This window comes from Micromonospora sp. HK10 (assembly GCF_000982955.1).
Lineage (GTDB): Bacteria > Actinomycetota > Actinomycetes > Mycobacteriales > Micromonosporaceae > Micromonospora.
The window spans coordinates 1-24077 of record NZ_KQ058752.1 but is presented as its reverse complement, the minus strand read 5'-3'; the positions used below and the strand labels follow the sequence as shown (position 1 = coordinate 24077).

The following is a 24077-nucleotide window of genomic DNA, read 5'->3' as shown; positions in this document are numbered from 1 at the left end:
CTGGCCCCGCCGGCGGGGCCAGCTCGGGCCAGAGCGTGGCGGTGACCGCCCGGGTACGCCCCAGCCGGTGTGCCGCCCGCCGGCCCCGCTCGGCCAGCACGGCGGCCAGGTACGCCGGCTCCGGCGCGGCCCACGACGGCGGTGGCGCGGTGACCGCCGCGACCTCCGCCCACAGCTCCCGCCCCAATAGACTCCGCTCCGGCTCGGCCAGTTGGTGACTGCGGGTGAGGTACTGCCGCACGGCCAGCGCCAGCCGGTCGTCCACCCGGCTCAGGTCGGCCAGCGCCGCCCAGCCCAGCAGCGGCGGCACGGCCGGCGGCAGCGGCCGCCAGACCCCCGCGGCCCGGGTGTGCACCACCAGCGTGCCGGCGACCAGGTCGCCCAGCCGGCGCCCGCGCGGATCGCTGAGCATCACCGTGACGCTCGCCGCCCAGCTCAACAGCGGCAGCACCAGGCCGGGCCACTCCACCGCGACGCCGACCAGGGCCCGGGTCAGCGACTGGCCGACGCCCACCGGGCCGCCGTCGGCGCGGACCACCCGCAGCCCCACGGCGAGCTTGCCCAGCGTCCGGCCGCCCGCGAAACGCTCCATCAGCACCGGGTAGCCGACCAGCACCAGGATCAGCAGCACGGTCTGCATGGCCCCGGACAGCGCGCCGTCGACCAGGCCGCCGGGCAGCAGGAGCAGCAGCAGCGACAGCACGATCGACAGCACCAGCGCCACCACCAGCTGGGCCACCAGGTCGATCAGCAGGGCCAGCACCCGGGAGCCGAGCCGGGCGGCCCGGACGTCCAGCTCGACCGCCTCGCCACTGACCAACCCGGCGTCGGCCCACCGCGCGGGTGGGGGAGGTTGCGCGCGCACCGCCACAGTGAACACTATGAGCGCCGAACGGGGGAGGACGTGTGGATCTCGACGCGTACGTGGCGGAGCACACCGCCGAGTGGCGGCGGCTGGCGCGGTTGACCGGCCGGCGCCGCCTGGACGCGACCGAGGTCGATGAGCTGGTCGTGCTCTACCAGCGGGCCGCCACCCACCTCTCGGTGCTGCGCAGCCGCTCGCCCGACCCGGCGCTGGTCAACCACCTGTCCCACCTGGTGCTGGCGGCCCGGGCCCGGATCACCGGCCGGCCCCGGCCGTCGTGGGCGGCGGTCCGCCGGTTCCTGCTGGCCGACCTGCCGGCCGCCCTCTACCGGGCCTGGCCCTGGTGGTGTGCGGTGGCGACCGGGTTCAGCGCGCTCAGCGGGTTCCTCATCTGGTTCGTCGCCGGGCACCCGGAGACCGCCGCCGCGTTCATCGGCGAGGACGCCGCCGCCGATCTGGTCGACTCCGGCTTCGCCGGCTACTACACCGAGTTCACCGCGCCCACCTTCGCGTTCCACCTGTGGACGCACAACGCGTGGATCGCCGCGCAGTGCCTCGCCTCCGGGGTGCTGATCGTGCCGGTGTTCTGGCTGCTCTGGCAGAACGCGCTGAACCTCGGCGTGGTCGGCGGGGTGATGATCTCGTACGGCCGGGCGGACGTCTTCTTCGGCCTGATCACCCCGCACGGGCTGCTGGAACTCACCGGGATCTTCGTGGCCGCCGGGGTGGGGCTGCGGACCGGCTGGGCGTGGATCGCGCCGCCCGCGCACCTGAGCCGGGGCCGGGCGGTCGCCGAGGCGGGCCGCTCCGCGATCGTGGTGGCCACCGGCCTGGTCGGGCTCTTCGCGGTCTCCGCGCTGCTGGAGGCGTTCGTGACCCCGGTGCCGCTGCCGGTCGCCGTCCGGGTGGCCGTCGGCGCCGCGGCCTGGCTGGCCTTCCTGGCGTACGCGCTGCTGCTCGGCCGGCACGCCGCGTCGACCGCCGACACGCCGGCCCCGGCCACCGATCAGAGCTGGCCGAGGGACTTGAGCCGCAGGTAGGTGTCGGCGACCGCCGGGGCGAGCCGGTCGGCGGGCGCGTCCACCACCGTCACCCCGTGCCGGGACAGCGCGGCCCGGACCCGCTCCCGCTCGGCCAGGGCCCGCCAGGCGGCCGCGGCGGCGTACGCGTCGTCCGGCGTCGCCGGTGGCCCGGCGGTCAGCCCGGTGAGCACCGGGTCGTGGGTCGCCGCGAGGACCACCCGGTGCCGGGCGGCGAGCCGGGGCAACACCGGCAGCAGCCCCTCGCCGAGCGCGCCCGGCTCCAGCGCGGTGAAGAGCACCACGAGGCTGCGCTGCCGCTCCCGGCGCAGCACCTCCCCGGCGATCAGCTCGAAGTCGGTCTCCACCAGGGCCGGCTGGAGCGGGGCGACCGCGTCGACCAGCCGGGCGAGCAGGGCCGGCCGGCCGCTGCCGGTGACCGTGGCGCGGACCGTGGCGTCGGCGGCGAGCAGGTCGACCCGGTCGCCGGCGCGGGCGGCCAGCGCGGTGAGCAGCAGCGCCGCGTCGATCGCGGTGTCCAGCCGGGGTTCGTCCCCGACCCGTACCGCGGCGGTGCGCCCGGTGTCCAGCACGCAGACCAGCCGCCGGTCCCGCTCCGGCCGCCAGGTCCGCACCAGCACGTCGGCGCGGCGGGCGCTGGCCCGCCAGTCGATCGACCGGACGTCGTCGCCGATCACGTACTCGCGCAGGGTGTCGAACTCGGTGCCCTGGCCGCGTCCCCGGGTGACCTGGACGCCGTCGATGATCCGCAGCTTCGACAGCTTTTCCGGCAGGTGCCGCCGGGAGTCGAAGCGGGGCAGCGCGCGCAGCGTCCACGCCGGCGTGCCGGGACGGCCGGCCCGCTGCCGGAACGCCAGCCGCAGCGGCCCCAGCGAGCGTACGGTCAGCGCCGCCGCGGGCCGGTCGCCGCGCCGGGTCGGGGTGAGCCGCACCGGCAGCGCGGCGACGCCGCCCGGCTCGACGGTGAGCACCCGCTCGGGCGGCACGTCGGGGCGCGCCCCGGCCGAGGGCACCCAGGCGTCGCGCACCTGGGCGTACAGGGTCCGGTCGGAGCCGTTGGCCAGCCGCAGCGTGACGGTGGCCGTACCGTCCAGCCGGACCGTCCGGTCCCCGTCGCGGGTGGCGGTGAGCGCGTGCAGCGGCACGGCGAGGGCCCAGTCCAGCGCGACGAGCAGCAGCACCACCCCGGTCATCAGCGCGACGCCGAGGAACGGTGCCGGCCAGGCGGGGAGGGTGGCCGCGCCCAGCCCGAGCAGCAGCGCCGCCCGCCGGGTCATCGCGGGGTCGGCACGGTGGCCAGCACCGCGTCCAGCACCGCGTCGACGGTGACGCCCTCCAGCTCCACCTCCGGACGCAGCCGGAGCCGGTGCCGCAGGGTGGGCCGGGCGACCGCCTTCACGTCGTCCGGGGTGACATGGTCCCGACCCGCCAGCCAGGACCACGCCTTGGCGGTGCTGAGCAGCGCGGTGGTGCCCCGGGGCGAGGCGCCCAGCTCCAGCGCCGGGGCGGCCCGGGTGGCCCGGCACAGGTCCACCATGTAGCCGAGCACCGGCTCGGCCACGTGCACCCGGCCGACCGCCTCGCGGGCGGCGGCCAGGTCGGCCACGGTGGCCACCGGCCGTACGCCGGCCGCCCGCAGGTCCCGCGGGTCGAAGCCGGCGTGGTGGGCGCGCAGCACGCCCAGCTCCTCGTCCCGGCTGGGCAGCGGCACGGTCAGTTTGAGCAGGAACCGGTCGAGCTGCGCCTCGGGCAGCGGGTAGGTGCCCTCGTACTCGATCGGGTTCTGGGTGGCCGCGACGATGAACGGCTCGGGCAGCGGGCGGCGCTCGCCCTCGACGGAGACCTGCCGCTCCTCCATCACCTCCAGCAGCGCCGACTGGGTCTTCGGTGGAGTCCGGTTGATCTCGTCGGCGAGCAGCAGGTTGGTGAAGACCGGCCCCTCCCGGAAGGTGAACTCGGCGGTGTGCGGGTCGAAGATCAGCGAACCGGTCACGTCACCCGGCATCAGGTCCGGGGTGAACTGCACCCGCTTGGACCCCAGGTCCAGCGCGGTGGCCACGGTCCGGATCAGCAGCGTCTTGGCCACCCCCGGCACCCCCTCCAGCAGCACGTGCCCGCGGCAGAGCAGGGCGAGCACCAGGCCGGTGAACACCGCGTCCTGGCCGACCACGGCCTTGGCCACCTCGGCCCGCAGCCGGTGCAGGGCGGCGCGGGCGTCGGGCTGCGCGACGGTCGGCGCGGCGATGACGGGTCCGGTCACCGGGGATCATCTCCTTCGGTCGGATGAGCGACGGTACGGGTCAGGGCGTCCAGGTCGCGCGCCAGCGCCAGCAGCTCCTGGTCGTTCTCCGGGGCGGCACCGTGCAGCAGCTCCGCCACCCGGTCCGGGTCGTCGCCGGTGTACGCGGCGACCCGGGCGGCCACCTCGGCCGGCGCGGCGTCGGCGGGCAGGTTGAGCCGGGGCAGCAGCCGGTCGCGGGCGGCGGCGCGCAGCGTCTCGGCGGCGCTGTCCCGGGCGCCGGCCCGCCGGTAGAGCCGGGCCCGGCCGAGCACCGTCTCGGCGGAGCGGACGGTCACCGGCAGCGGTTCCGGCACCGGTGGACCGAGCCGCCGGGCCCGCCAGAGCAGCACCAGCAGGCCGGCCAGCGCGAGCTGGGCCAGCAGCGCCCAGAACCAGGCCGGGAAGGCGTCCCAGAGCGGGTTGTCCCAGGGCGGCCGCTCGCCCGCCCGGTCCGGCTCGCGACCGTCCGAGCCGGGGTCCCGCCCGTCGCCCGTCCCCCGGCCGGACCGGTCGCCGTCGCCGGGCGTGGGTGACGCGCTCGGGCCGGTGGGTGCCGGCTCCGGGCCGGGCAGGTCGAGCCAGACCACCGGGCGGGCGCCGCCGAGCAGGCCGGTGGCGAGGTCCCGGTTGCCCCACTCGTCGATCCGGTCGTTGCGGAACGGGTCGCTGGCCCCGATCACCACCACCTCGGTGCGCCCCGGCACCCGGACCAAGCCGCCGCGGTAGCAGCGGTCGGCGGCGGAGTCGGCGGGGACGGCGTACCGCTGGCGCTCGGCGGCGGCGGCGCCGGCCCGGCCGGCCTCGGGCAGCGGGCAGGGCCGGCCGTCGGCGTCCGGGGTGCTGACCCGGGTGGCCCAGCGCCGCCCGGCCGGCAACAGCGGCAGGTCCAGGCCGTCCACCGCCCGCCGCGACGGGTCGACCAGGACCAGCCGGCTGCCGGGCGGCAGGTAGCCCAGGTCGCGCAGGACGGCCGGCTGGACCAGATCGGGGGCGGGCACGAAGAGGGTGCTCGGGCCGGTCCGCGCCGCCGCCAGCGCCCGCTCGGTGTCGGTCTCCCGGCGGACCGGTACGCCCTGGCCGCGCAGCGCCGCGGCGAGCCGGCTGCCGCCGTCGGCCCCGGTGGCGACCGGGGACAGGAAACCGGGGTCGTCCGGGTCGGGCTGGTCCACGGCGTGCAGGACCAGGGTGACCACGATCAGCAGCACCGCGACCGCCAGCGGGATCAGCAGCCGGTGCCGACGGCGCGGGTGCGCGGCGGCGGCCGGCCGGGGCGGGGCGGGGACGGCGGTCATCCGCGCGTACCCTCGCCGGCCAGATCCCGGCGCAGCTCGGTGGCGAGGTCGCGCATCCGGTCGTCGTGCTCCCGGGTGGCCGGGCGCTGGGCGTACCAGAGGTCGGAGAAGATCACGCCGGCCGCGTGCAGGGTCGGCTGGGTCCGGGGCCGGGCGTACGCCACGGCCGTGGTCAGCTCGGTGACGGTCATCCCGGGGCGGTGGGCGACCACCTGTCGGGCCACCAGTTCGCCGACCATCTCGCGCAGCCGCTCCCGGACCGCCTCGGCGTACCGCCCCTCGGCGGCGAGCCGGTCGGCGAGGCCGGCCGGGCCCGCGTCCGCCGCCCGGGGCGCGGGCACCGCCGGCACGACCGGGGCCGTCCGGACCGCCCGCCGGCGGCGGCGCGGCAACCGCAGCCGGGGCAGCCGCAGGCGCGGCCGGCGCAGGCGGGGCAGCCGCAGTCGGGGTAACCGCAGGCGGGGTCGGCGCAGGCGGGGCAGCCGCGGCTGGGGCAGCCGGCGGGGCACCCAGGCCGGGAAGAAGAACCAGCCGAGGGCGGCCAGCAGGGCGGCGAGCAGCAGGAGCAGGGCGGCCAGCGGCAGCGGTACGACGTCGCCGAGCGCGGCGACCGTCTCGGTCCACCAGCGGCTCACCGCCGCACCGCCAGCAGGACGGGTTCCGGGACGCCGGCCGGGGCCCGGGAGAGCCGGATGTCCAGCCCCTCGGAGCGCATCCGGGTCTCCAGGTGCAGCACCGCGTCCAGGCAGGCCAGCGCCGGGTAGGCCACGGCGTTCACCGCGACCCAGCAGACCGTGGCGATCGGCAGCGCCCACGCCTGGACGTCGAACAGGCCGAGCAGTTGGAGGCCGTGGTAGGCGCCGAGCCCGACGCCGAGCCGGAGCAGCCACCAGCCCAGGTAGCCGAGCAGCCGGATGGCGCCGGCCCGCCCGCCGCCACGTACCGCGAGTCGCAGCGCCCGCCCCGGTGCCCGGTAGGCCGGCACCCGGTCCACCACGAGCGCCGGGATGAGCGCCCCGAGCAGCCCGTACGCCACGAACCAGGCCGGCCCGGCCAGCCCGGCCAGGCCGACGGCGCAGCCGGCCGCCGCCGCGAACAGCAGGGTGGCCACCCAGCGGGCCGGCCTGAGCAGTTCGCGGGGGCGCGCCCGGCGGCCCAGCAGCGCCGCTCCGGCGGCCCGGGCCGCCGGATTGCCGAGCAGCGCGATGATCACCGCCTCGGTGCCGGCCCCCGCCGCGAGCAGCAGCCAGTACGTGCCGAGCCGGTCCCCGACCGGCAGCCACTCCGGCGGCCGGGCGGCGGCCAGCACCCGCAGCGGGTGCAGCAGCAGTTGCTCGGCCAGGGCCAGCAGGACGCCGAGCGGGACCAGCAGCCGGGCCTGGTCGCGCAGCAGCAGGACGGCCGAGTCCAGCAGCTCGCCCACGGTCAGCGGGCGGCGCGGCAGCACGGCGGTCGGGCCGGCGTCGGGCACGCGTACTCCTGCTGGACGGGCGGTGGTGGCGGGCGGCGGCGCGCCCGGGGATCATGGTTGCATGGCCGGTCCGGTTCCGGCTGACCCGCCGACCCGCGGCACGCCACGCGGGCCGTCCTGGCCGGCGGCTGTGGTGCCGGGCCGCCCACCGCAGTACCGTGCCGTGTGATGACGCCGAACCCTCCGAAACGAACGGGGATGGAACGATAAACCCCATGAGAGCCCGGGTACTGGTCGTCGACGACGACCCAGCGCTCGCCGAGATGCTCGGCATCGTCCTGCGCAGCGAGGGCTTCGTGCCCTCCTTCGTCGCGGACGGGGAACGGGCACTGGCCGCGTTCCGTGACAGTCGGCCCGACATCGTCCTGCTCGACCTGATGCTGCCCGGGATGAGTGGCATCGACGTGGCCCGGGCGATCCGGGGCGAGTCCGGTGTGCCGATCGTCATGCTCACCGCCAAGAGCGACACCGTCGACGTGGTGCTCGGGCTGGAGTCCGGCGCCGACGACTACGTGGTCAAGCCGTTCAAGCCCAAGGAACTGGTGGCCCGGATGCGGGCCCGGCTGCGCCGGGGCGAGGACGTGGCGCCGGAACTGCTCACCATCGGCCCGCCCGGCAACCAGATCACCATCGACGTGCCGGCGCACACGGTCAGCCGGGACGGCGAGGAGGTGAAGCTGACGCCGCTGGAGTTCGACCTGCTGGTCGCGCTCGCCCGCAAGCCGCGCCAGGTCTTCACCCGCGAGGTCCTGCTGGAGCAGGTCTGGGGCTACCGGCACGCCGCCGACACCCGGCTGGTCAACGTGCACGTACAGCGCCTGCGCGCCAAGATCGAGCCGGATCCGGAGCGACCGGAAATCATCCTCACGGTTCGGGGCGTGGGTTACAAGGCGGGCACCGGATAGCCTGGTCGCACTGTGCTGACCTCGCCGCCCTCCGACCCGCCGACCCTGGTGACCCGCCGGCTGCGCGCCGTGCGGGCGCTGTGGCGTGCGCTGACCGGGCAGGCGGCGGGGCTCACCTCCGGCCTGCACCGGACCTGGCGGCGGTCGCTCCAGGTCCGGGTGGTGACCATCACCCTGGTGGCGTCGAGCCTGCTGGTGGGCGGGTTCGCCTACCTGATCGCCGACAAGATCACCGGCATCCTGCTGGAGAACGCCGAGACCGACGTGCTGCTCCGGCTGCGCAACGGCAGCGAGTACGCCGCGAAGCAGTTCAACCTCTACAACTCGCCGCAGGAGGCCCAGCTCCAGGACACCATCGACGGCACGGTCAACTACCTGGCCGGCGGTGACCCGACGCAGACCAGTGGGGTGATCGTGGCGATCACCGCGGACAACTTCACCGCGTTCATCGAGCCGCGTACCTCACCGGACGCCCAGGTCCGCCCGCTGATCGGGTCGGAGCTGCGGGCCAAGGTCGCCGCCGGCAAGATCGCCCACCAGATCCGCACCGGCACGCTCGACGGCGAACGCACCAAATACCTCGTCTACGGCTCGCCGGTGCCCACCAAGTTCGGCCAGGTGGAGCTCTACTACCTCGTGCCGCTGGCCCGGCAGGACGCCACCGCGGCCGACGCCCGGGCCACCGTGGTCGCCACCGGCGCCGCCCTGGTGCTCCTGCTCGGACTGCTCGCGGCCCTGGTCACCCGGCTGGTGGTGACCCCGGTCCGGGTGGCCGCCCGGACCGCCCAACGGCTCTCCGCCGGCCTGCTCGACCAGCGGATGGTGGTCAACGGCGAGGACGACCTGGCCCTGCTCGCCGCCTCGTTCAACCAAATGGCGACCAACCTGCAACGGCAGATCCTCCGGCTGGAGGAGATGTCCCGGTTGCAGCGGCGGTTCACCTCCGACGTCTCGCACGAGCTGCGGACCCCGCTGACCACGGTCCGGATGGCCGCCGATCTGATCTTCGCCGAGCGGGACGAGTTCGACCCGGCGGTGGCCCGCAGCGCCGAGTTGCTCCAGGCCGAGCTGGACCGGTTCGAGGAGTTGCTCACCGACCTGCTGGAGATCAGCCGCTTCGACGCCGGCTTCGCGGTGCTGGACTCCGAGCCCACCGACCTGGTGCCGGTGGTGCACCGGGTGGCCGAGCGGCTGGCCGGGCTGGCCGAGCGGGTCGGGGTGGCCATCGAGTTGGACCTGCCGGACACTCCGGTGATCGCCGAGGTGGACCCGCGCCGGGTCGAACGGGTGCTGCGCAACCTGGTCGGCAACGCCGTCGAGCACGGCGAGGCCAAGCCGGTCCGGATCACCCTGGGGATGGACCAGAGCGCGGTGGCGGTCACCGTGCGCGACCACGGCATCGGGCTCAAGCCGGGCGAGGAGAAGCTGGTCTTCAACCGGTTCTGGCGGGCCGACCCGTCCCGGGCCCGGCAGACCGGCGGCACCGGCCTGGGGCTGTCGATCAGCCTGGAGGACGCCCGGCTGCACGGCGGCTGGCTGGAGGCCTGGGGCGCGCCCGGCCAGGGCGCCCAGTTCCGGCTGACCCTGCCGGCCCGGGCCGGCGACCGGCTGACCACCTCCCCGCTGCGGCTGGTGCCGGCCGACGCCGCGCTGCCGTTCGGCGGCCCCCGCGACGGCGGCCTGCTCGCCATCGGGCCGGGCAGCGGGGCCGGCGCCCTGGCGGTCGGCCCGGCGGACGGCGTGGACCGGGCCGAGGTGACGTCGTGAGCGCGCCCGGTGGGCGGGTCCGTGACGCCGGGCGGCGGCACCTCGGTGCCGTTCGGTGGTGCCACCGGGCCGGGCGGCGGCGCCTGCTGGCCGCGCTGGTGGCCGGCTCGTTGCTTCCCGCCGCGCTGATCGGCTGCGGGCTGCCGGACGAGACCGAGGTCCAGGTCGACGGGTCGGGACCGGCCGCCGAGGCCGGCGCGCTCAACGGCAGCCCGGCCCGGCCGCCCAGCCCCACCGACAGCAACGAGCCGGGCCCGTTCATCGAGAACTACCTGCGGGCGGCCGCCGCCGGGGAGCGCGAGCAGGCGTACACCCGGGTGAAGGAATTCATCGCGCCGGAGTCGCGGGCCGGGCTGCCCGAGAAGCAGAGCAGCGAGATCGAGCTGACCGTGGTGCGGCTGCGGGAGAAGCTCGAGGTCACGCCGCCGAACAACCAGGGCACCAGCGCGGTGACCGTGAAGGTGCAGCAGGTCGGGGTGCTGCGGGCGGACGGCACCCTGGCCCCGCCGGTGGAAAGTGATACCGAGTACGTGTTCCGGCTGCGCCGCACCGAGCCGGGCCAGGGGCTGCTGATCACCGACCTGCCGAACGTGCTGCTGGTGCGGGACACCGCGCTGCGCGACTACTACCGGCCGCTCACCATCTACTTCTGGAACTCGGATCAGAAACGGCTGGTGCCCGACCTGCGGTACCTCCCCTCGTCCGTGCCGACCGAGCGGCGGGTCACCGACGTGGTGAAGTGGCTCGCGGGCGGGCCCTCCGACTGGCTCGCCCCGGGAGTGACCCGGCTTCCCGACGGCACCCGGCCGATCAACAATGCCACCGGCGCGGACGGGCACTGGGAGGTCAACCTCACCATGCCGGGGGCGAACGACGGGAAGCTCGCCCTGCTCGGCACCCAGCTCGCCTGGTCGCTGTCGGACCTGACCGGCAAGCTCGACCTGAAGATCCAGAACCAGAAGCGCCACACCGTCGACCTCGAGCAGGAGCGGGCGGCGCACGCCGCCTACCCGCACGGCGACCTCCCGGCCCGGTTCACCGTGTACGACGGCGCGATCCGCCCACTCGCCATCGGCAACGAGCCGACCGCGGGCGTGCCGATCGAGCCCGCCGACAACAAGAACGTGGTCTCGGCGGCGCTCGCCCGCGCCGACGACCAGGTCCTGGCCGCGCTGGTGGTGACCGGGTCGGGCGGCCGGAAGCGGCTCAAGGTCGGCTCCGGTCCGGCGCCGGTCACCGTCTTCAACACCAACAGCGGGGCGTACCGGTCGATCGGGCGGCCCACCTGGCTCCGCTCCCTGGACAAGAACCACCCGGCCGGGCTGGTGGTGGCCGACGGCAAGCTCTACCGGTTCGACGGGACGTCGGCCGCGATGAGCCGGGTGTCGCTGGCGGTCCCCGGACCGGTCGTGGCGGTGGCCAGCTCTCTCGACGGGCACCGGATCGCCCTGGTCAGCGGGGGCGCGCTCTACGTCGCCGCGGTGAGCGTGGACGGCGGCGTGATCAGCGTGCGGCAGCCCCGTCGGCTGGCCACCCCGCTCACCGCGATCACCGCCGTCGACTGGATCGCGGAGAACGATCTGATCCTCGCCGGTGCGGAGGCGGACCGGCGGCCGGCGATCTACCAGAGCACGGTCGACGGCGCTCAGGCGACCGCCCTCCGGACGAACCTGGGCGCGGAGGTGACCCAGCTGGCCGCGTACCCCGGCGGCGTCGTCGGAGGGCCGCCGGCCTTCTCCTACATGTACGAGGCGGGCAGCGGCGCGAACCGGGCCGCCTACCGGAACAATCCGTTCGACAACATCAAGCGGGAGCAGGTGCTGGACCTGCCGGCGGGCAGCGGGGCGACCGACCCGACCGCGCCCTTCTTCCTCTACTGAGCTGACGGGGCGGTGCCGACATGCCGGACCGGCGCGGTAGTGGTCCGCCGGACCTGGGCGGTAGCGGCCTGCCGGACCTGGGCGGCCTCTGGTCGGAGCTGACCGATCTGGTCCTGCCGGCCGCCTGCGCCGGTTGCCGCGCCCGGTCCGCGGCCCTGCGGCGGGGCTTCTGCCCGTCCTGCGCCGGCGAGCTGGCGGCGCTGCGTCCCGCGCCGGCCCGTCCCGATCCGTGCCCGCCCGGCCTGCCGCCCTGCGTCGCCCTCGGCCCGTACGCCGGCCCGCTGCGGGAGGGGCTGCTGGCGTACAAGGAGCGGGGCCGGCACGGGCTGGCCCGCCCGCTGGGCGCGCTGCTCGCCGAGGTGGTGGCCGCGGCGGTGGGCCCGGAGCGACCGGTGACCCTGGTGCCGGTGCCGGACACCGCCCGGGCCGCCCGGGCCCGCTACGGCGACCACCTGGGCCGGCTGACCCGCCACGCGGCGGCCCGGCTGCGCGGCGCCGGCTGGCCGGTACGCGTGCTGCGGCCGCTCCGGGCGCTGCCCCGGCCGGACTCGGTGGCGTTGGACAGCGCCGGCCGGGCCGCCGCGGCCGACGCCGCGTTCCGGCTGCGCCGCCGCCCCGCGGGAGCGCCGGCGGACGGGCCGGTGGTGCTGCTCGACGACATCGTCACCACCGGGGCCACCCTGGCGGCGGTGTGTCGGGTCCTGCACGGCGTGGGAATGACGCCAAACGCCGCGGCCGTGCTCGCCGCAACGCAAAAGCGGCACCATTCGTGACGCTTCGTGTTTCCGTTTCACCCCAAGGTGTATGACCTGTTAAATTTCGCGGCCTCCCTCGGCGACTAGGGGTGACTGGTGGCCGAACAGGAGTTAGCGTTCAGGTGTCGGGGGTAGGAGGTCTCCAACCTTCCCCGGCACTGGAAGGAGGCGTAGCCGTACACATCGGTCGACGCCGAGCGGGACTTTCCCAGGGCGCGTCGACTCCGAAGATCCGGACCGAACGACCGTCCGAACAAGGGAGGTCACGTGGACATCGTGGTCAAGGGCCGTAACGTCGAAGTGCCGGACCATTACCGGGTGCACGTAGCCGAAAAGCTCGCGAAGATCGAACGCTACGACCACAAACTCATTCGCGTGGACGTCGAGTTGTTCCACGAGCGCAATCCGCGCCAGGCCGATCACTGCCAGCGGGTGGAAATCACCTGCGTGACGCGCGGCCCGGTGATCCGGGCCGAGGCCTGCACGAATGATTTCTACAGCGCGCTGGACGCGGCGATCGCCAAACTGGACACCCGGTTCCGCCGGGCGGCCGACCGGCGCCGGGTGCACCGCGGCCGACACGCACCGCTCTCCGTCGCGGCCGCCACCGCCGACCTACCGGTCGCCGATTTGGACGGGCCGGGGCTGGCGGTGCTGAACGGCCACGCGACGGCCACCGCGGTCGCCGACCGGCCCGACGACGGTGGCCTCGAGGAACACGACGACCAGCCGTGGCACATCGCGCGGGCGAAGGTGCACCCCGCCGAGCCGATGACCGTCGACGACGCGCTCTTCCAGATGGAGCTGGTCGGCCACGACTTCTACCTGTTCCAGGACAAGGAGTCCGGCCGCCCGAGCGTCGTCTACCGCCGGCGCGCCTACGACTACGGCATCATCTCGCTGGACACCGGGCCCTGACCATCCCGCGGTGCGGACCGGGAGCCGTGGTGGGTCACCCCACCGCGGCTCCCGCCGTTCCACCGCGGCCCGCCGGGCCGCCGCCCGCCGTTCCACCGCCGCCCGCCGTTCCACCGCGGCCTGCTGGGCCGCCGCCCGCCGCGGCGCCGCGCCGGCCCCGCGCGACGTCGGTGGCGAGCAGCCCGAAGACCATCAGGTCGGTGCGGGTGCCGTCCGGGCCGGGAAACCGGGCGCGGAGCAGCCCTTCCCGGCCGAAGCCGGCTTTCGCCAGCACCCGCTGCGAGCCGAGGTTGTCCGTCCGGGTGCCGGCCCAGAGTCGGGCCAGGCCCACGTCGAAGGCCCAGCCGGCCAGCAGGCGGACCGCCCGGGTGGCCAGGCCCCGCCCGCGTGCCTCGGGCAGCACGCTGTAGCCGAGCATGGCCTGGCCGGTGGCCGGTTCGTCGTAGACCAGCGCGCAGCCGCCGGCCACCTCGCCGGTGGCCGCGTCCAGCACGGCGAGATCGGCCGAACGGCCGGCCAGCCAATGGCCTTCCGCCACCCGGCAGCGCCGCTCGATCGACTCCCGGGTCGGCGGGACCGGCGGTACCCGGTTCGCCACCACCTCCGGCAGCGTGTGCAGCCGGTACAGCGCGTCGGCGTCCGCCGGCTCCACCCGGCGCAACGTCACCACACCGTCGGTGAGCCGGCCGTCGGGCAGGTCCGGCAGCAGCCGGGTGGTGGGCCCGGGCGGGTCGCCGGCGAGGCGTACCCAGACCGCCAGGTCGTGCCGCGCGTCCCGGCCCTGGCCGGCCGACCGGCGTACCCCCTCGGACCGGAACCCGGCGGCCAGCGCCACCCGCTGGCTGGCCGCGTTCTCCTCCTGGGTGAGCAGTTCGAGCCGGACGGTGCCGGCGGCGAAGGCCGCCTCGGCCAGCGCGCGGGTGGCGGCCGTGGCCACGCCCCGGCCGCGCGCCCACGGCGCGACCCAGTAGCCGATCTCGGCCTGCCGGCGTTCGGGTAGCGGGTGGCTGAGGCCGGCCGCGCCGAGCAGCCGGTCGGTGGCCGGGTCGGCGACCGTGTACGCCGCGCCGCCGCGCGCCCGGACCGCCGGCTCGCCCTCGGTAATCCACCACCGGGCGCTCTCCTCGGTGTACGGATCCGGCAGCCCGGGCAGGAACCGCTGGATGTCCGGGTCGGCGCAGGCCGCGGCGGTGTCCGCCAGATCGGTCAGCCGGGACGGCCGCAGCCGGACCCCGTACGCCTCGATGATCTCCGGGGTCACGCCAGGTCCTGCGGGAGCAGCGCGGCCATCCAGACGTCCACCCGTTCCCCCCGGTGCTGCACGCCGGCCCGGGCGGTGCCCTCGAAGACGAAGCCGGCCTTCTCGGCGGCCCGGCGGGAGGCGGTGTTGCCCACGTTGGCCCGCCACTCGATCCGGGCCAGGCCGAGCGTGGTGAAGCCCCAGGCGCTCAGCGCGGCGAGCGCGGCCGGCATCCAGCCGCGGCCCCGGGCCGCCGGGGCGGTCATGAAGCCCACGTCGGCGACGAGCGGGGAGGTGGGGGAGATCCGCAGGTCGACGGAGCCGGCGTAGCTGTCGTCGGGGTCGGCGATGGCGAAGGTCGCGCCGGTGCCCCGGGCCCAGGCGGCCCGCGCGACGTCCCGCAGGAAGCCCTCGGCGTACTCCGGCAGGTAGGGGTGGGGGACGGTGGTCCAGCGGACGGTGTCCTCGTCCCGGCAGGTCTCGACCACCGCGTCGAGATCACGCTCCTCCAGCGGCCGGAGCCGCAGCTCGGTGCCCGCCGCCGTGGCGAAGAGGACGGGTTGGGGGCGGCCGAAGACGGCGGCGCGGCGGGCGACCAGGGTGTCCGGGCCGTACGGGACGGGCTCGCCGGGCGCGGCCAGCTCGGCCGGGAGGAGGGAGCCGAGCCAGCCCTCCGGGCGGCCGTCGACGGACGGGTGGGCGAGCCGCAGTTCGCCCTCGATCCGGAAGCCGGCCCGGAGCGCCACCAGGCGGGAGGCGTGGTTGCCGATCTCGGCCTGCCAGGTCAACCGGCGCAGCTTGAGCGTGTCGAAGGCCCAGCGGGCGACCGCTCGGGTGGCCCGGACCGCCACGCCCCGGCCCCGCGCCCAGGGCGCCGTCCAGTAGCCCACCTCGGCGGAGTCCAGGGCCCGGTCGATGGAGACGAGTCCGCAGGAGGCGAGGAGTTCGCCGGTCCGTGCGTCGCAGACCGCGAGCGGAGCGCCGGTGCCGTCGGCCCAGGCCCGGGCGCTGACTTCGGTGACGAAACCGAGGGCGTGCTCGGGCAGGTACGGGCGGGGTACGGTGGTCCAGCGCTGGATGTCCCGATCCTGGCAGGCGCGATACACCGCGTCGGCGTCCTCGGGCCGCCAGGGTCGCAGCAGCAGGCCGTCCTCGACGATCTCCACAGGCTCCATCGGGCCATCCTGCCGGACCGTTCGCGTTGGGCGTAACCGGATAACCGCCGGCCAGCGAGGCGCTGGGGCGATATGTCGGGTTCCCCGCCCCGGACCGCCGCCACCAGTGACCATCGCCGGGTCGAAGCGCCTACGATGGTTCGAGACTGTCTAGGGGAGCGTTGATCCGTGTCGATTCTGGAAAAGGTCCTTAGCGCGGGCGCGGGCCGTATGGTGCGTCGGCTCAAGGCCATCGCCGCCGCCGTCAACTCGATCGAGGACGACTACGTCAACCTCACCGACGACGAGCTGCGCGGCATGACCGACCAGTTCAGGGAGCGGCTCGCCGACGGTGAAACCCTCGACGACCTGCTGCCCGAGGCGTTCGCGGTGTGCCGGGAGGCCGCCTCGCGGGTGCTCGGCCAGCGCCCCTACGACGTCCAGGTGATGGGCGGCGCGGCGCTGCACTTCGGCAACATCGCCGAGATGAAGACCGGTGAGGGCAAGACGCTGACCTCGGTCATGCCGGTCTACCTGAACGCGCTCGCCGGCAAGGGCGTGCACGTGGTCACGGTGAACGACTACCTGGCCGAGCGCGACGCCGCCTGGATGGGCCGGGTGCACGAGTTCCTCGGCCTGAGCGTCGGCGTGGTGCTGCCCAACCGGCCGGCCACCGAGCACCGCGCCGCGTACGAGTGCGACATCACCTACGGCACCAACAACGAGTTCGGCTTCGACTACCTGCGGGACAACATGGCCTGGTCCCGCGAGGAGCTGGTCCAGCGCGGCCACTTCTTCGCGGTGGTCGACGAGGTCGACTCGATCCTCATCGACGAGGCCCGGACCCCGCTGATCATCTCCGGCCCGGCCGAGCACTCCGCCCGCTGGTACCAGGAGTTCGCCGCCGTGGTGGCCCGCCTCCAGCCCGGCACCGACGGCGAGGGCGACTACGAGGTCGACCACGCCAAGCGGACCATCGCCATCACCGAGCGCGGCGTCGCCAAGATCGAGGACCGGCTCGGCATCGACAACCTCTACGAGTCGGTGAACACCCCGCTCGTCGGCTACATGAACAACGCGATCAAGGCCAAGGAGCTCTACAAGCGCGACAAGGACTACATCGTCAGCGACGGCGAGGTCCTGATCGTCGACGAGTTCACCGGCCGCATCCTGCACGGCCGCCGCTACAACGAGGGCATGCACCAGGCGATCGAGGCCAAGGAGGGGGTGGAGATCAAGCAGGAGAACCAGACCCTGGCCACCATCACCCTGCAGAACTACTTCCGCCTCTACGAGAAGCTCTCCGGCATGACCGGTACCGCCCAGACCGAGGCGAGCGAGTTCAACAAGGTCTACAAGGTCGGCGTCGTGACCATCCCGACGCACCGGCCGATGGTCCGCCTCGACCGGGCGGACGTCATCTACAAGACCGAGAAGGCCAAGTTCAACGCCGTGGTCGAGGACATCGCCGAGCGGCACGAGCAGGGCCAGCCGGTGCTGGTCGGCACGGTCTCGGTGGAGAACTCCGAGATCCTCTCCCAGCTGCTGCGCCGCCGGGGCATCCCGCACTCCGTGTTGAACGCGAAGTTCCACGCCAAGGAGGCGGAGATCGTCGCCCAGGCCGGGCGCAAGGGCGCGGTCACCGTCGCCACCAACATGGCCGGCCGCGGCACCGACATCCTGCTCGGCGGCAACCCCGAGTTCCTCGCCGCCAACGAACTCCGCCAGCGCGGCCTCGACCCGGTCGAGCAGCCGGAGGAGTACGCCAAGGCGATGGAGGAGATCCTGCCGAAGTGGAAGCAGGCCTGCGACGTCGAGGCGGAGGAGGTCGCCGCCGCCGGTGGGCTCTACGTGCTGGGCACCGAGCGGCACGAGTCCCGGCGGATCGACAACCAGCTGCGCGGTCGCGCCGGCCGGCAGGGTGACCCGGGCGAGTCCCGCTTCTACCTGTCGCTCCAGGACGACCTGATGAAGCGCTTCCGGGCCGGGGCGGTCGAGGCGGTGATGGACCGCTTCAACATCCCGGAGGACGTGCCGATCGAGTCGAAGATGGTCACCCGCCAGATCAAGAGCGCACAGGCCCAGATCGAGGGCCAGAACGCCGAGATCCGCAAGAACGTTCTCAAGTACGACGAGGTGCTCAACAAGCAGCGCCAGGTGATCTACGCCGAGCGCCTCCGGGTGCTCAACGGCGAGGACCTCTCCGAGCAGGTCCGCAACATGATCGACGACGTGGTCGGCGCGTACGTGGTGGGCGCCACCAGCGAGGGCTACGCCGAGGACTGGGACCTGGAGCAGCTCTGGTCCAGCCTCAAGCAGCTCTACCCGGTCGGTGTGACCCTGGAGGACCTGGAGGAGGAGGTCGGCTCCCGGGCCGGCCTCGACCAGGATTTCCTGCTCGACCGCCTCAAGAACGACGCGCACGCGGCGTACGACCGGCGCGAGGAGCAGCTCGGCGAGGAGGCGGTCCGCCAGCTCGAGCGGATGGTCCTGCTCCAGGTGATCGACCGCAAGTGGCGCGAGCACCTGTACGAGATGGACTACCTCCAGGAAGGCATCAGCCTGCGGGCGTACGCCCAGCGCGACCCGGTCATCGAGTACCAGCGCGAGGGCTTCGACATGTTCGCCACCATGATGGACGGCATCAAGGAGGAGACGGTCGGCTTCCTCTACAACGTGGAGGTGCAGGTCCAGGAGGCCGAGCCGGAGCCCGAGGAGGTGCAGCTGCTGGAGAAGCCGGTGGAGATCCGGGCCAAGGGCCTCGGCCACGCTCCGCAGCAGGGCCTGCAATACTCGGCCCCCGCCGTGGACGGCGAGGCCGGCCGGGGCGCGCCGGTGATCGAGCGCGCCGAGCAGGAGGCGCCGGCCCTCGGCGTCGGGCGTACCCAGAACCCGCAGCGGCCCGCCGCGTCGGGTCCCCGCCGCGCGCCGAACGGCATGAGCGGCCAGGCCGTCGCGGCCAGCACCGCCGCCCGGCGGGCCGCCCCCGGTCAGGTGGACGGCAGCAGCGAGGGCCCGTCCCGCAACGCGCCCTGCCCGTGCGGCTCCGGCCGCAAATACAAGCGCTGCCACGGTGCCCCCAACGGCGGCAACTGACCCGCGCCCCGCAGCACCTCACAACAGGCCCCGGCCCTCGGCCGGGGCCTGTTCCTGTCCCCGCCCGGTTCTGTCCGCGCCCGGTCCTGTCCGCGCCCGGTCCTCTCCCGCCCCGCCCCGCCCCGCGGGGGCGGTGCACGAGTTGCCGCATACCGTGCCTTCCCGCTGCCCGGATGCGCCGTTTTGCCGCATCTCGGGGGTCGTCCCGCCGGTCGGCGGCAGGCTGCGGCGCCTCGTGCCTTCGGGCTGGGCGGGGGACACTTTGCGGCATCTCGTGCCTTCCTGCTGCTCGGATGCCCCGCTTTGCCGCATGACGTGTCGATCATGTGGTGTGCGCCAACCGCGGTGGCCCGTCGGCCGCGTTGGCGTCACTCGGCCGGTGTGGGTGCCCGTCGACGGTGCCGGGTCCGGGTCACGAGGCCGGGTCACGAGGCCGGGTCGCGGGGCCGGGAGCAGGGCCGGTGGCGGGGTGTCAGAGGACGTCGAGGACGGTGCAGAGCCAGGCGCCGCGCCGATGCTCCAGGCGCAGGGCGATCGCCCAGCTCGTGCCGTGGGCCCCGGCGAGTACGGCGGCCGCTTCGACGGCACCGGCGCGCGGTTCGCAGGCTCGTAGCCGGCGGAGTTGGAGGACGGGACGGGCGGCGCGGCGGCGGACCGAGGCCACCCGGCGGGCCGCCCGGGTCAGCTCGGCGGCCACCCGGGTCGCCGCGTCGGGCAGGCAGAGCGGCCGGAGCTGCCCCGGTGGGCGGTAGCCGTTGACGATCTCCAGGAAGGTGCGGACGAACCGGTACGCCGCCCGGGTGGCTTCGGGGGTCGCGGTGGCCAGCGGGGCGGGCGGCTGGGCCGGGTACCGCCCCGGACCGGTGGGTGCCGGTCCGGCCTCGACCGGGCGGCCGGCGGGTCGTCCCGGGTCGCGCCGGCGAGGGCCGAACAGGTCGAGGGTGAGCTGGTCGATGTCGCCCCAGGGCACGTCGTCGTCGACCAGCGGCGGGTCGATCGGTGGCGCGGGGCGGAGGCGGACCGGGGGACGTGGTGCCGGCGGGCGGCGGGTGTCGACCATTCCTCGTGACCCCTGTCCCTTGCGTTTGCTTCCGTTTGCCTCCGACAGGCTCTCATTCTCGGGCAGCGCAACGTCGCTCGTCAATGCCGCTGCGGGACCGGGTCGTTACTCGGCGTCGCGCTCGGTGAGCGGGTTGCCGCGTACCCACTCGGCGGTCTCGGCGTACTTGCGGGCGATGTACTCCTCCAGTTGAGCGCGCTCCACCCGCCACTGCCCGCGTCCGCCGATCTTGATGGCGGGCAGCTCGCCGCTGCGCACCATGTGGTAGACCTGCGAGTCCGACACGTTCAGCTCGGCGGCGACGTCGGACAGCAGCAGGAACCTCGGCTCCACGGCGACTCCCGTACTTCGTTTCGTTTGCCTCAGTTTGCCATCAGGCGGGCCCGCGCCCCAGCCGCCGCGACGCCGATCCGGGATCGGACACACCGGCGGGAGACTTCTCCGGAGCCGGTGCGCGGTGTATGACGGTCACGGCGTACGGCATGATCGGCGCCCGGGGCCGGTGTCCGCCGGCCGGTGCCTGAGCGTGGGAGATTCCGGTGACCGACGAGCTTGTCCGGGTGTACGTGCCGGCGACCGTCCCCATGCTGGCGCGGCTGCGGGAGGAGGGCCTGCCGGCCGCCGAGGCGCACGCGGTCACCCCGGAGCTGCGCGAGTGGTACGCCGAGGGCGACGAGGAGGAGTTGGAGTACGTCGCCTTCACCCGGGCCGCCCAGGAGGCGCTGCTGCTGCTCCGGGCCGACCCGGCGGCACCCCGGCGACGGGTGGTCGTGTCGGCGGACCTGCCGGCGCGGGCGGTCGGTCGGGCCGGCGGCGAGTTGGGCGCCAGCCTGGTCGGGTTGAGCGGGGCGGTGCCGGTGAAGAGGGTCGCCGCGATCCACGTGGACGGGTCCGAGGCGGTCGACGACGTGGCGGCCGCCGCCGAGGTGATCGTCGAGGCGCAGGCCGGCGACCCGGACGCCCAGTTCACCGTCGACGGCGCCGAGGACCACGAGCTGGAGTGGTACGACGTGACCGAGCTGGACCTGCTGCTGCGCGAGGTCTCCTGACCGGCACTATCCGGGCGGGCCGGCCGACCAGCACGACCAGCAGACCGCCGGTCAGCCGGCCGGCTCCTCCTCGTCGTCGTCCATGACCGGGCGTGGCCCGAGGGTGCGGCCGAACGCGATGAGCGCGGTGAGCGCCCCCACGAAGAGCACCCAGATGCCGTTGTCGACCCGGGACGTGCCGAGCGCGGTCTGCGCAACCTCGTCGGCCTCGCTCAGCGCGGCGGCCAGGTCCAGCAGGCCCCGCCCGCCGATCCGGATGATCACCTCGGTGAGCAGCAGGAGCAGGCCCGGCCCGGCCCCGGCGAGCAGGTACGCCGGCCAGCGCGGCTGCCCGACGGCCCCGTCCCGGCGGGCGGCGCGCCGGCGGGCCCAGGTGAGATAGCCGAACGCGACCAGCCCGGCGACCAGCCCGGCGAGCAGCGACTCCGTCCGGGACACCCACTTGGCGGCGTCGAGCATCGACTGCTGGCTCTCCCCGGCCCCGAACAGGTCGGAGAGCGGGTCCCGGGCCCGGCTGAACAGCACCACGAAGAGTTGCGCGGCGAGCGTGGCGGCGGCCAGTCCGCCGACCACGGGGGCGTTGCGCGCGCCGGCCAGGGCGCCGCCGATGATGGCCGCCGCCGCGGTGGTGCCGGCGATGGTGTTGGTGGTCGCGTTGTCGGCGTACGTCAGGTTGATCGCCACGGCGGCGGCGAGCCCGACCAGCAGGCCGGTGCCGACGGCGGCGAGGAAGCGCAGGGTGGCCCGCTGGAACCGGTTCGCCACGGCCAGGGCGACCGCGGCGCCGGCGACCAGCGCGGCGGTGATCACGCCGGGCAGCGCGTACGCGGAAAGGCTGATGGCGGTGACCCCGGCGGCGGCCGAGCTGATCGCGGCCCGGGTGGACCAGAGCATCGCGGCCAGCCAACCGACCGCCATCAGCGCCAGCACCAGGGCGCCGGGGGCGACGGGGGCGCGCCCGGCGCCGTCGGCCGCGGGCTGCTCCGGCGCGTCGACCACGACGGCCGCGGGTTGCTCCGGCGCCTCGACCAGGACGGCCGCGGGCTGCTCCGGTCCTTCGGCCGGGGCGACCGAGGGCTGCTCCGCCGCTTCGGCCGGGGCGACCTCGGGCTGGTCCGGTTCCGCGGCCGTGGAGCTGCCGGGCTGCTTGCTCATCGTCTCCCCTTCGACGGACCCCGGATCGCCTCGCGGGGCCGGGCGGGTCACCGGCCATCCAGGGTACGCGTCCCGCCGGCTCCGCCCGGCGCGGCCGTGCGGGCCCGGCGGGGTGGGGCCGGAGCCGCGCGTCTCCTGCGAGGAGGTGATGGATCGTAAGCGAGGAGCGTCTGTTGCTGATGGTTCGTCGGATCCGCCTGGTCTTTGCCTGTGGTCCGTTGTGTCGCGCGTCGTCCGGTGTCGCGGCGGGAGACGGCACCAGCGGGGTGCGGGCTCACGCCGCGTGGAAGAATTGGCCGAGGTCCCGCCGCCGCGACCGGTCCGCCGCGCGGTGTCCGGCACGCCGGCCGTCCGGCCGGTGCCCGCGGGTCCGATTTCGCCACCGCCGTCGAGATCGCACAGGAGCCTCTGATGGACGCCGTGTTCTCCGTACCCGAGCCGCGCAACGAGCCGGTCCACACCTACCAGCCCGGCAGCGCCGAGCGGGAGCGGCTCCAGCGGCGGCTGGCCGAGCTGGCCGCCGAGCGGATCGACCTGCCGATGACCATCGCCGGCGAGCAGCGGATGGCCGGCGGCGACCCGATCAACGTGGTCCAGCCGCACCGGCACGCGCACGTGCTGGGCGTCACCGGGCACGCCACCCACGACGACGCCCGCGCGGCGGTCAAGGCCGCCAAGGATGCCGCACCGATGTGGCGGGCGCTGCCGTTCGAGGAGCGGGCGGCGATCTTCCTGCGCGCCGCCGAGCTGCTCGCCGGTCCGTGGCGGGACACCTTGAACGCGGCCACCATGCTGGGCCAGTCCAAGACGGTGGTGCAGGCGGAGATCGACTCGGCCTGCGAGTTCATCGACTTCCTGCGGTTCAACGTGCATTTCGCCCGCGAGCTGCTGGCCGAGCAGCCGCTCTCCTCGCCCGGGGTGTGGAACCGGTTCGACCACCGCCCGCTGGAGGGCTTCGTCTACGCGGTCACCCCGTTCAACTTCACCGCGATCGCCGGCAACCTGCCGTCGGCGCCGGCCCTGCTCGGCAACACCGTGGTCTGGAAGCCGGGCCCGACGCAGCAGTTCGCCGCGCACTTCACCATGCGGCTGTTCGAGGCGGCCGGCCTGCCGCCCGGCGTGATCAACATGGTCACCGGGCGCGGCGAGGAGGTCTCCGACGTGGTGCTGGCCGACCCCGACCTGGCCGGCATCCACTTCACCGGCTCGACCAAGGTCTTCCAGCACCTGTGGCGGACGGTCGGCGAGAACATCGCCCGCTACCGCGGCTACCCCCGGTTGGTCGGCGAGACCGGTGGCAAGGACTTCGTGGTCGCGCACTCCAGCGCCGACGTGGACGCCCTGCACACCGCGCTGATCCGGGGCGCCTACGAGTACCAGGGGCAGAAGTGCTCGGCCGCGTCGCGGGCGTACGTCCCCCGGTCGATCTGGGAGGGCGGGCTGCGCGACCGGCTGGCCGCCACCGCCGACTCGCTGACCTACGGCGACGTCACCGACTTCAGCAACTTCGGCGGCGCGGTGATCGACGACAAGGCGTTCGGCCGGCACACCGCCGCGCTGGAGCTGATCAAGGGGGACGACTCCTGCCGGGTCCTGGCCGGCGGCACCGCCGACGACTCGGTCGGCTACTTCGTCCGGCCGACCCTGTTCGAGTGCTCCGACCTGGCGCACGAGACCTTCACCACCGAGTACTTCGGCCCGATCCTCGGCGTGCACGTCTTCGACGACGCCCGCTTCGACGAGGTGGTCGCCCAGGCGGAGTCGATCGCCCCGTACGCGCTGACCGGGTCGATCTTCGCGACCGACCGCCGGGTGGTCGACCAGGTGGCGGAGAAGATGCGGTACGCGGCCGGCAACTTCTACATCAACGACAAGCCGACCGGTGCGGTGGTCGGGCAGCAGCCGTTCGGGGGCGCCCGGGCCAGCGGCACCAACGACAAGGCCGGCTCCTGGCACAACCTGGTCCGGTGGATGTCGCCGCGGACGATCAAGGAGACCTTCGTCCCGCCGACCGACCACACCTACCCGCACATGGGCTGACCCGTGCGGCGGGGCCCCACCGAGGGGCCCCGCCCCACCGGCCGGCCTCACCGGCCGGCCTCACCGGCCGGCCTCACCGGCCGGCCTCACCGGCCGGCCCCACCGGCCG

Annotated in this window: 19 protein-coding genes and 1 pseudogene; 9 read left to right on the top strand and 11 right to left on the bottom strand. The window is 74.8% G+C overall.

All coding sequences use genetic code 11. The annotated features are described in order from the left end of the window. Nucleotides 1-865, bottom strand: an 865-nt coding sequence (locus tag LQ51_RS09515; RefSeq protein WP_231605637.1) for an RDD family protein, incomplete at its 3' end; no start/stop codon positions are given. Nucleotides 866-906: 41 nt separating this feature from the next. Between LQ51_RS09515 and LQ51_RS09510 the strand changes: the two genes are divergently transcribed. Beyond that, nucleotides 907-1905, top strand: a complete 999-nt coding sequence (locus tag LQ51_RS09510; RefSeq protein ID WP_046564346.1) for a stage II sporulation protein M — start codon at nucleotides 907-909, stop codon at nucleotides 1903-1905. Here LQ51_RS09510 and LQ51_RS09505 read toward each other — a convergent pair. From LQ51_RS09505 to LQ51_RS09485, 5 genes are read right to left on the bottom strand one after another with little or no spacing between them, the layout of a single operon-like run. Beyond that, the gene (locus LQ51_RS09505) at nucleotides 1872-3182 is read right to left on the bottom strand and encodes a DUF58 domain-containing protein (RefSeq protein ID WP_046564345.1); all 1311 of its coding nucleotides are present in this window, start codon (nucleotides 3180-3182) and stop codon (nucleotides 1872-1874) included. The genes LQ51_RS09510 and LQ51_RS09505 overlap by 34 nt on opposite strands. Continuing rightward, nucleotides 3179-4165, bottom strand: coding sequence for an AAA family ATPase (locus tag LQ51_RS09500; RefSeq protein ID WP_046564344.1), 987 nt, complete (start codon nucleotides 4163-4165; stop codon nucleotides 3179-3181). Before LQ51_RS09500 ends, LQ51_RS09505 begins: the two co-directional genes overlap by 4 nt. After that, entirely contained in the window at nucleotides 4162-5478 is a 1317-nt protein-coding gene (locus LQ51_RS09495; RefSeq protein ID WP_046564343.1) for a DUF4350 domain-containing protein, read from the bottom strand. The genes LQ51_RS09500 and LQ51_RS09495 overlap by 4 nt, the downstream gene beginning before the upstream one ends. Continuing rightward, nucleotides 5475-6113, bottom strand: a complete 639-nt coding sequence (locus LQ51_RS09490) for a DUF4129 domain-containing protein (RefSeq protein WP_046564342.1) — start codon at nucleotides 6111-6113, stop codon at nucleotides 5475-5477. Before LQ51_RS09490 ends, LQ51_RS09495 begins: the two co-directional genes overlap by 4 nt. Next, nucleotides 6110-6949, bottom strand: a complete 840-nt coding sequence (locus LQ51_RS09485; protein WP_046564341.1) for a hypothetical protein — start codon at nucleotides 6947-6949, stop codon at nucleotides 6110-6112. Before LQ51_RS09485 ends, LQ51_RS09490 begins: the two co-directional genes overlap by 4 nt. 215 nt (nucleotides 6950-7164) lie before the next feature. Between LQ51_RS09485 and mtrA the strand changes: the two genes are divergently transcribed. From mtrA to hpf, 5 genes are all read left to right on the top strand, one after another. Beyond that, entirely contained in the window at nucleotides 7165-7854 is a 690-nt protein-coding gene (gene mtrA / locus LQ51_RS09480) for an MtrAB system response regulator MtrA (RefSeq protein WP_046564340.1), read from the top strand. Between the two features lie 69 nt (nucleotides 7855-7923). Next, the gene (gene mtrB, locus LQ51_RS09475; protein ID WP_197087613.1) at nucleotides 7924-9621 is read left to right on the top strand and encodes an MtrAB system histidine kinase MtrB; all 1698 of its coding nucleotides are present in this window, start codon (nucleotides 7924-7926) and stop codon (nucleotides 9619-9621) included. 98 nt (nucleotides 9622-9719) lie between these two features. Then, nucleotides 9720-11501, top strand: coding sequence for an LpqB family beta-propeller domain-containing protein (locus LQ51_RS09470; RefSeq protein ID WP_231605639.1), 1782 nt, complete (start codon nucleotides 9720-9722; stop codon nucleotides 11499-11501). Between the two features lie 68 nt (nucleotides 11502-11569). Next, nucleotides 11570-12274, top strand: a complete 705-nt coding sequence (locus LQ51_RS09465; protein ID WP_046564348.1) for a ComF family protein — start codon at nucleotides 11570-11572, stop codon at nucleotides 12272-12274. 249 nt (nucleotides 12275-12523) lie between these two features. Beyond that, complete coding sequence (hpf, locus tag LQ51_RS09460; protein ID WP_046564339.1) at nucleotides 12524-13174, top strand: ribosome hibernation-promoting factor, HPF/YfiA family; 651 nt, start codon at nucleotides 12524-12526, stop codon at nucleotides 13172-13174. A 160-nt stretch (nucleotides 13175-13334) separates the two neighbouring features. Here hpf and LQ51_RS09455 read toward each other — a convergent pair. Then, nucleotides 13335-14435, bottom strand: a pseudogene (locus tag LQ51_RS09455) (GNAT family N-acetyltransferase); the annotation flags it as partial. Then, on the bottom strand, nucleotides 14432-15589 hold the full coding sequence (locus LQ51_RS09450) for a GNAT family N-acetyltransferase (RefSeq protein ID WP_046564338.1): 1158 nt from the start codon (nucleotides 15587-15589) through the stop codon (nucleotides 14432-14434). The gene LQ51_RS09450 and the pseudogene LQ51_RS09455, both read right to left, overlap by 4 nt. A 168-nt stretch (nucleotides 15590-15757) precedes the next feature. On the opposite strand from LQ51_RS09450, the gene secA reads away from it, so the two are divergent. Then, a complete protein-coding gene (gene secA / locus LQ51_RS09445; RefSeq protein ID WP_046564337.1) occupies nucleotides 15758-18664 on the top strand; it encodes a preprotein translocase subunit SecA in 2907 nt (968 codons plus the stop codon). A gap of 472 nt (nucleotides 18665-19136) precedes the next feature. On the opposite strand, the gene LQ51_RS09440 is transcribed toward secA, so the two are convergent. Further along, the gene (locus LQ51_RS09440; RefSeq protein ID WP_046564336.1) at nucleotides 19137-19724 is read right to left on the bottom strand and encodes an Rv3235 family protein; all 588 of its coding nucleotides are present in this window, start codon (nucleotides 19722-19724) and stop codon (nucleotides 19137-19139) included. Between the two features lie 105 nt (nucleotides 19725-19829). Beyond that, the gene (locus LQ51_RS09435; protein WP_046564335.1) at nucleotides 19830-20057 is read right to left on the bottom strand and encodes a helix-turn-helix transcriptional regulator; all 228 of its coding nucleotides are present in this window, start codon (nucleotides 20055-20057) and stop codon (nucleotides 19830-19832) included. A 206-nt stretch (nucleotides 20058-20263) separates the two neighbouring features. Between LQ51_RS09435 and LQ51_RS09430 the strand changes: the two genes are divergently transcribed. Further along, a complete protein-coding gene (locus LQ51_RS09430) occupies nucleotides 20264-20773 on the top strand; it encodes a DUF6912 family protein (RefSeq protein WP_046564334.1) in 510 nt (169 codons plus the stop codon). A gap of 51 nt (nucleotides 20774-20824) precedes the next feature. On the opposite strand, the gene LQ51_RS09425 is transcribed toward LQ51_RS09430, so the two are convergent. After that, nucleotides 20825-21928, bottom strand: a complete 1104-nt coding sequence (locus LQ51_RS09425; RefSeq protein WP_046564333.1) for a hypothetical protein — start codon at nucleotides 21926-21928, stop codon at nucleotides 20825-20827. Nucleotides 21929-22339: 411 nt separating this feature from the next. On the opposite strand from LQ51_RS09425, the gene pruA reads away from it, so the two are divergent. Further along, the gene (gene pruA, locus LQ51_RS09420; RefSeq protein WP_046564332.1) at nucleotides 22340-23968 is read left to right on the top strand and encodes an L-glutamate gamma-semialdehyde dehydrogenase; all 1629 of its coding nucleotides are present in this window, start codon (nucleotides 22340-22342) and stop codon (nucleotides 23966-23968) included. Nucleotides 23969-24077 lie beyond the last annotated feature (109 nt).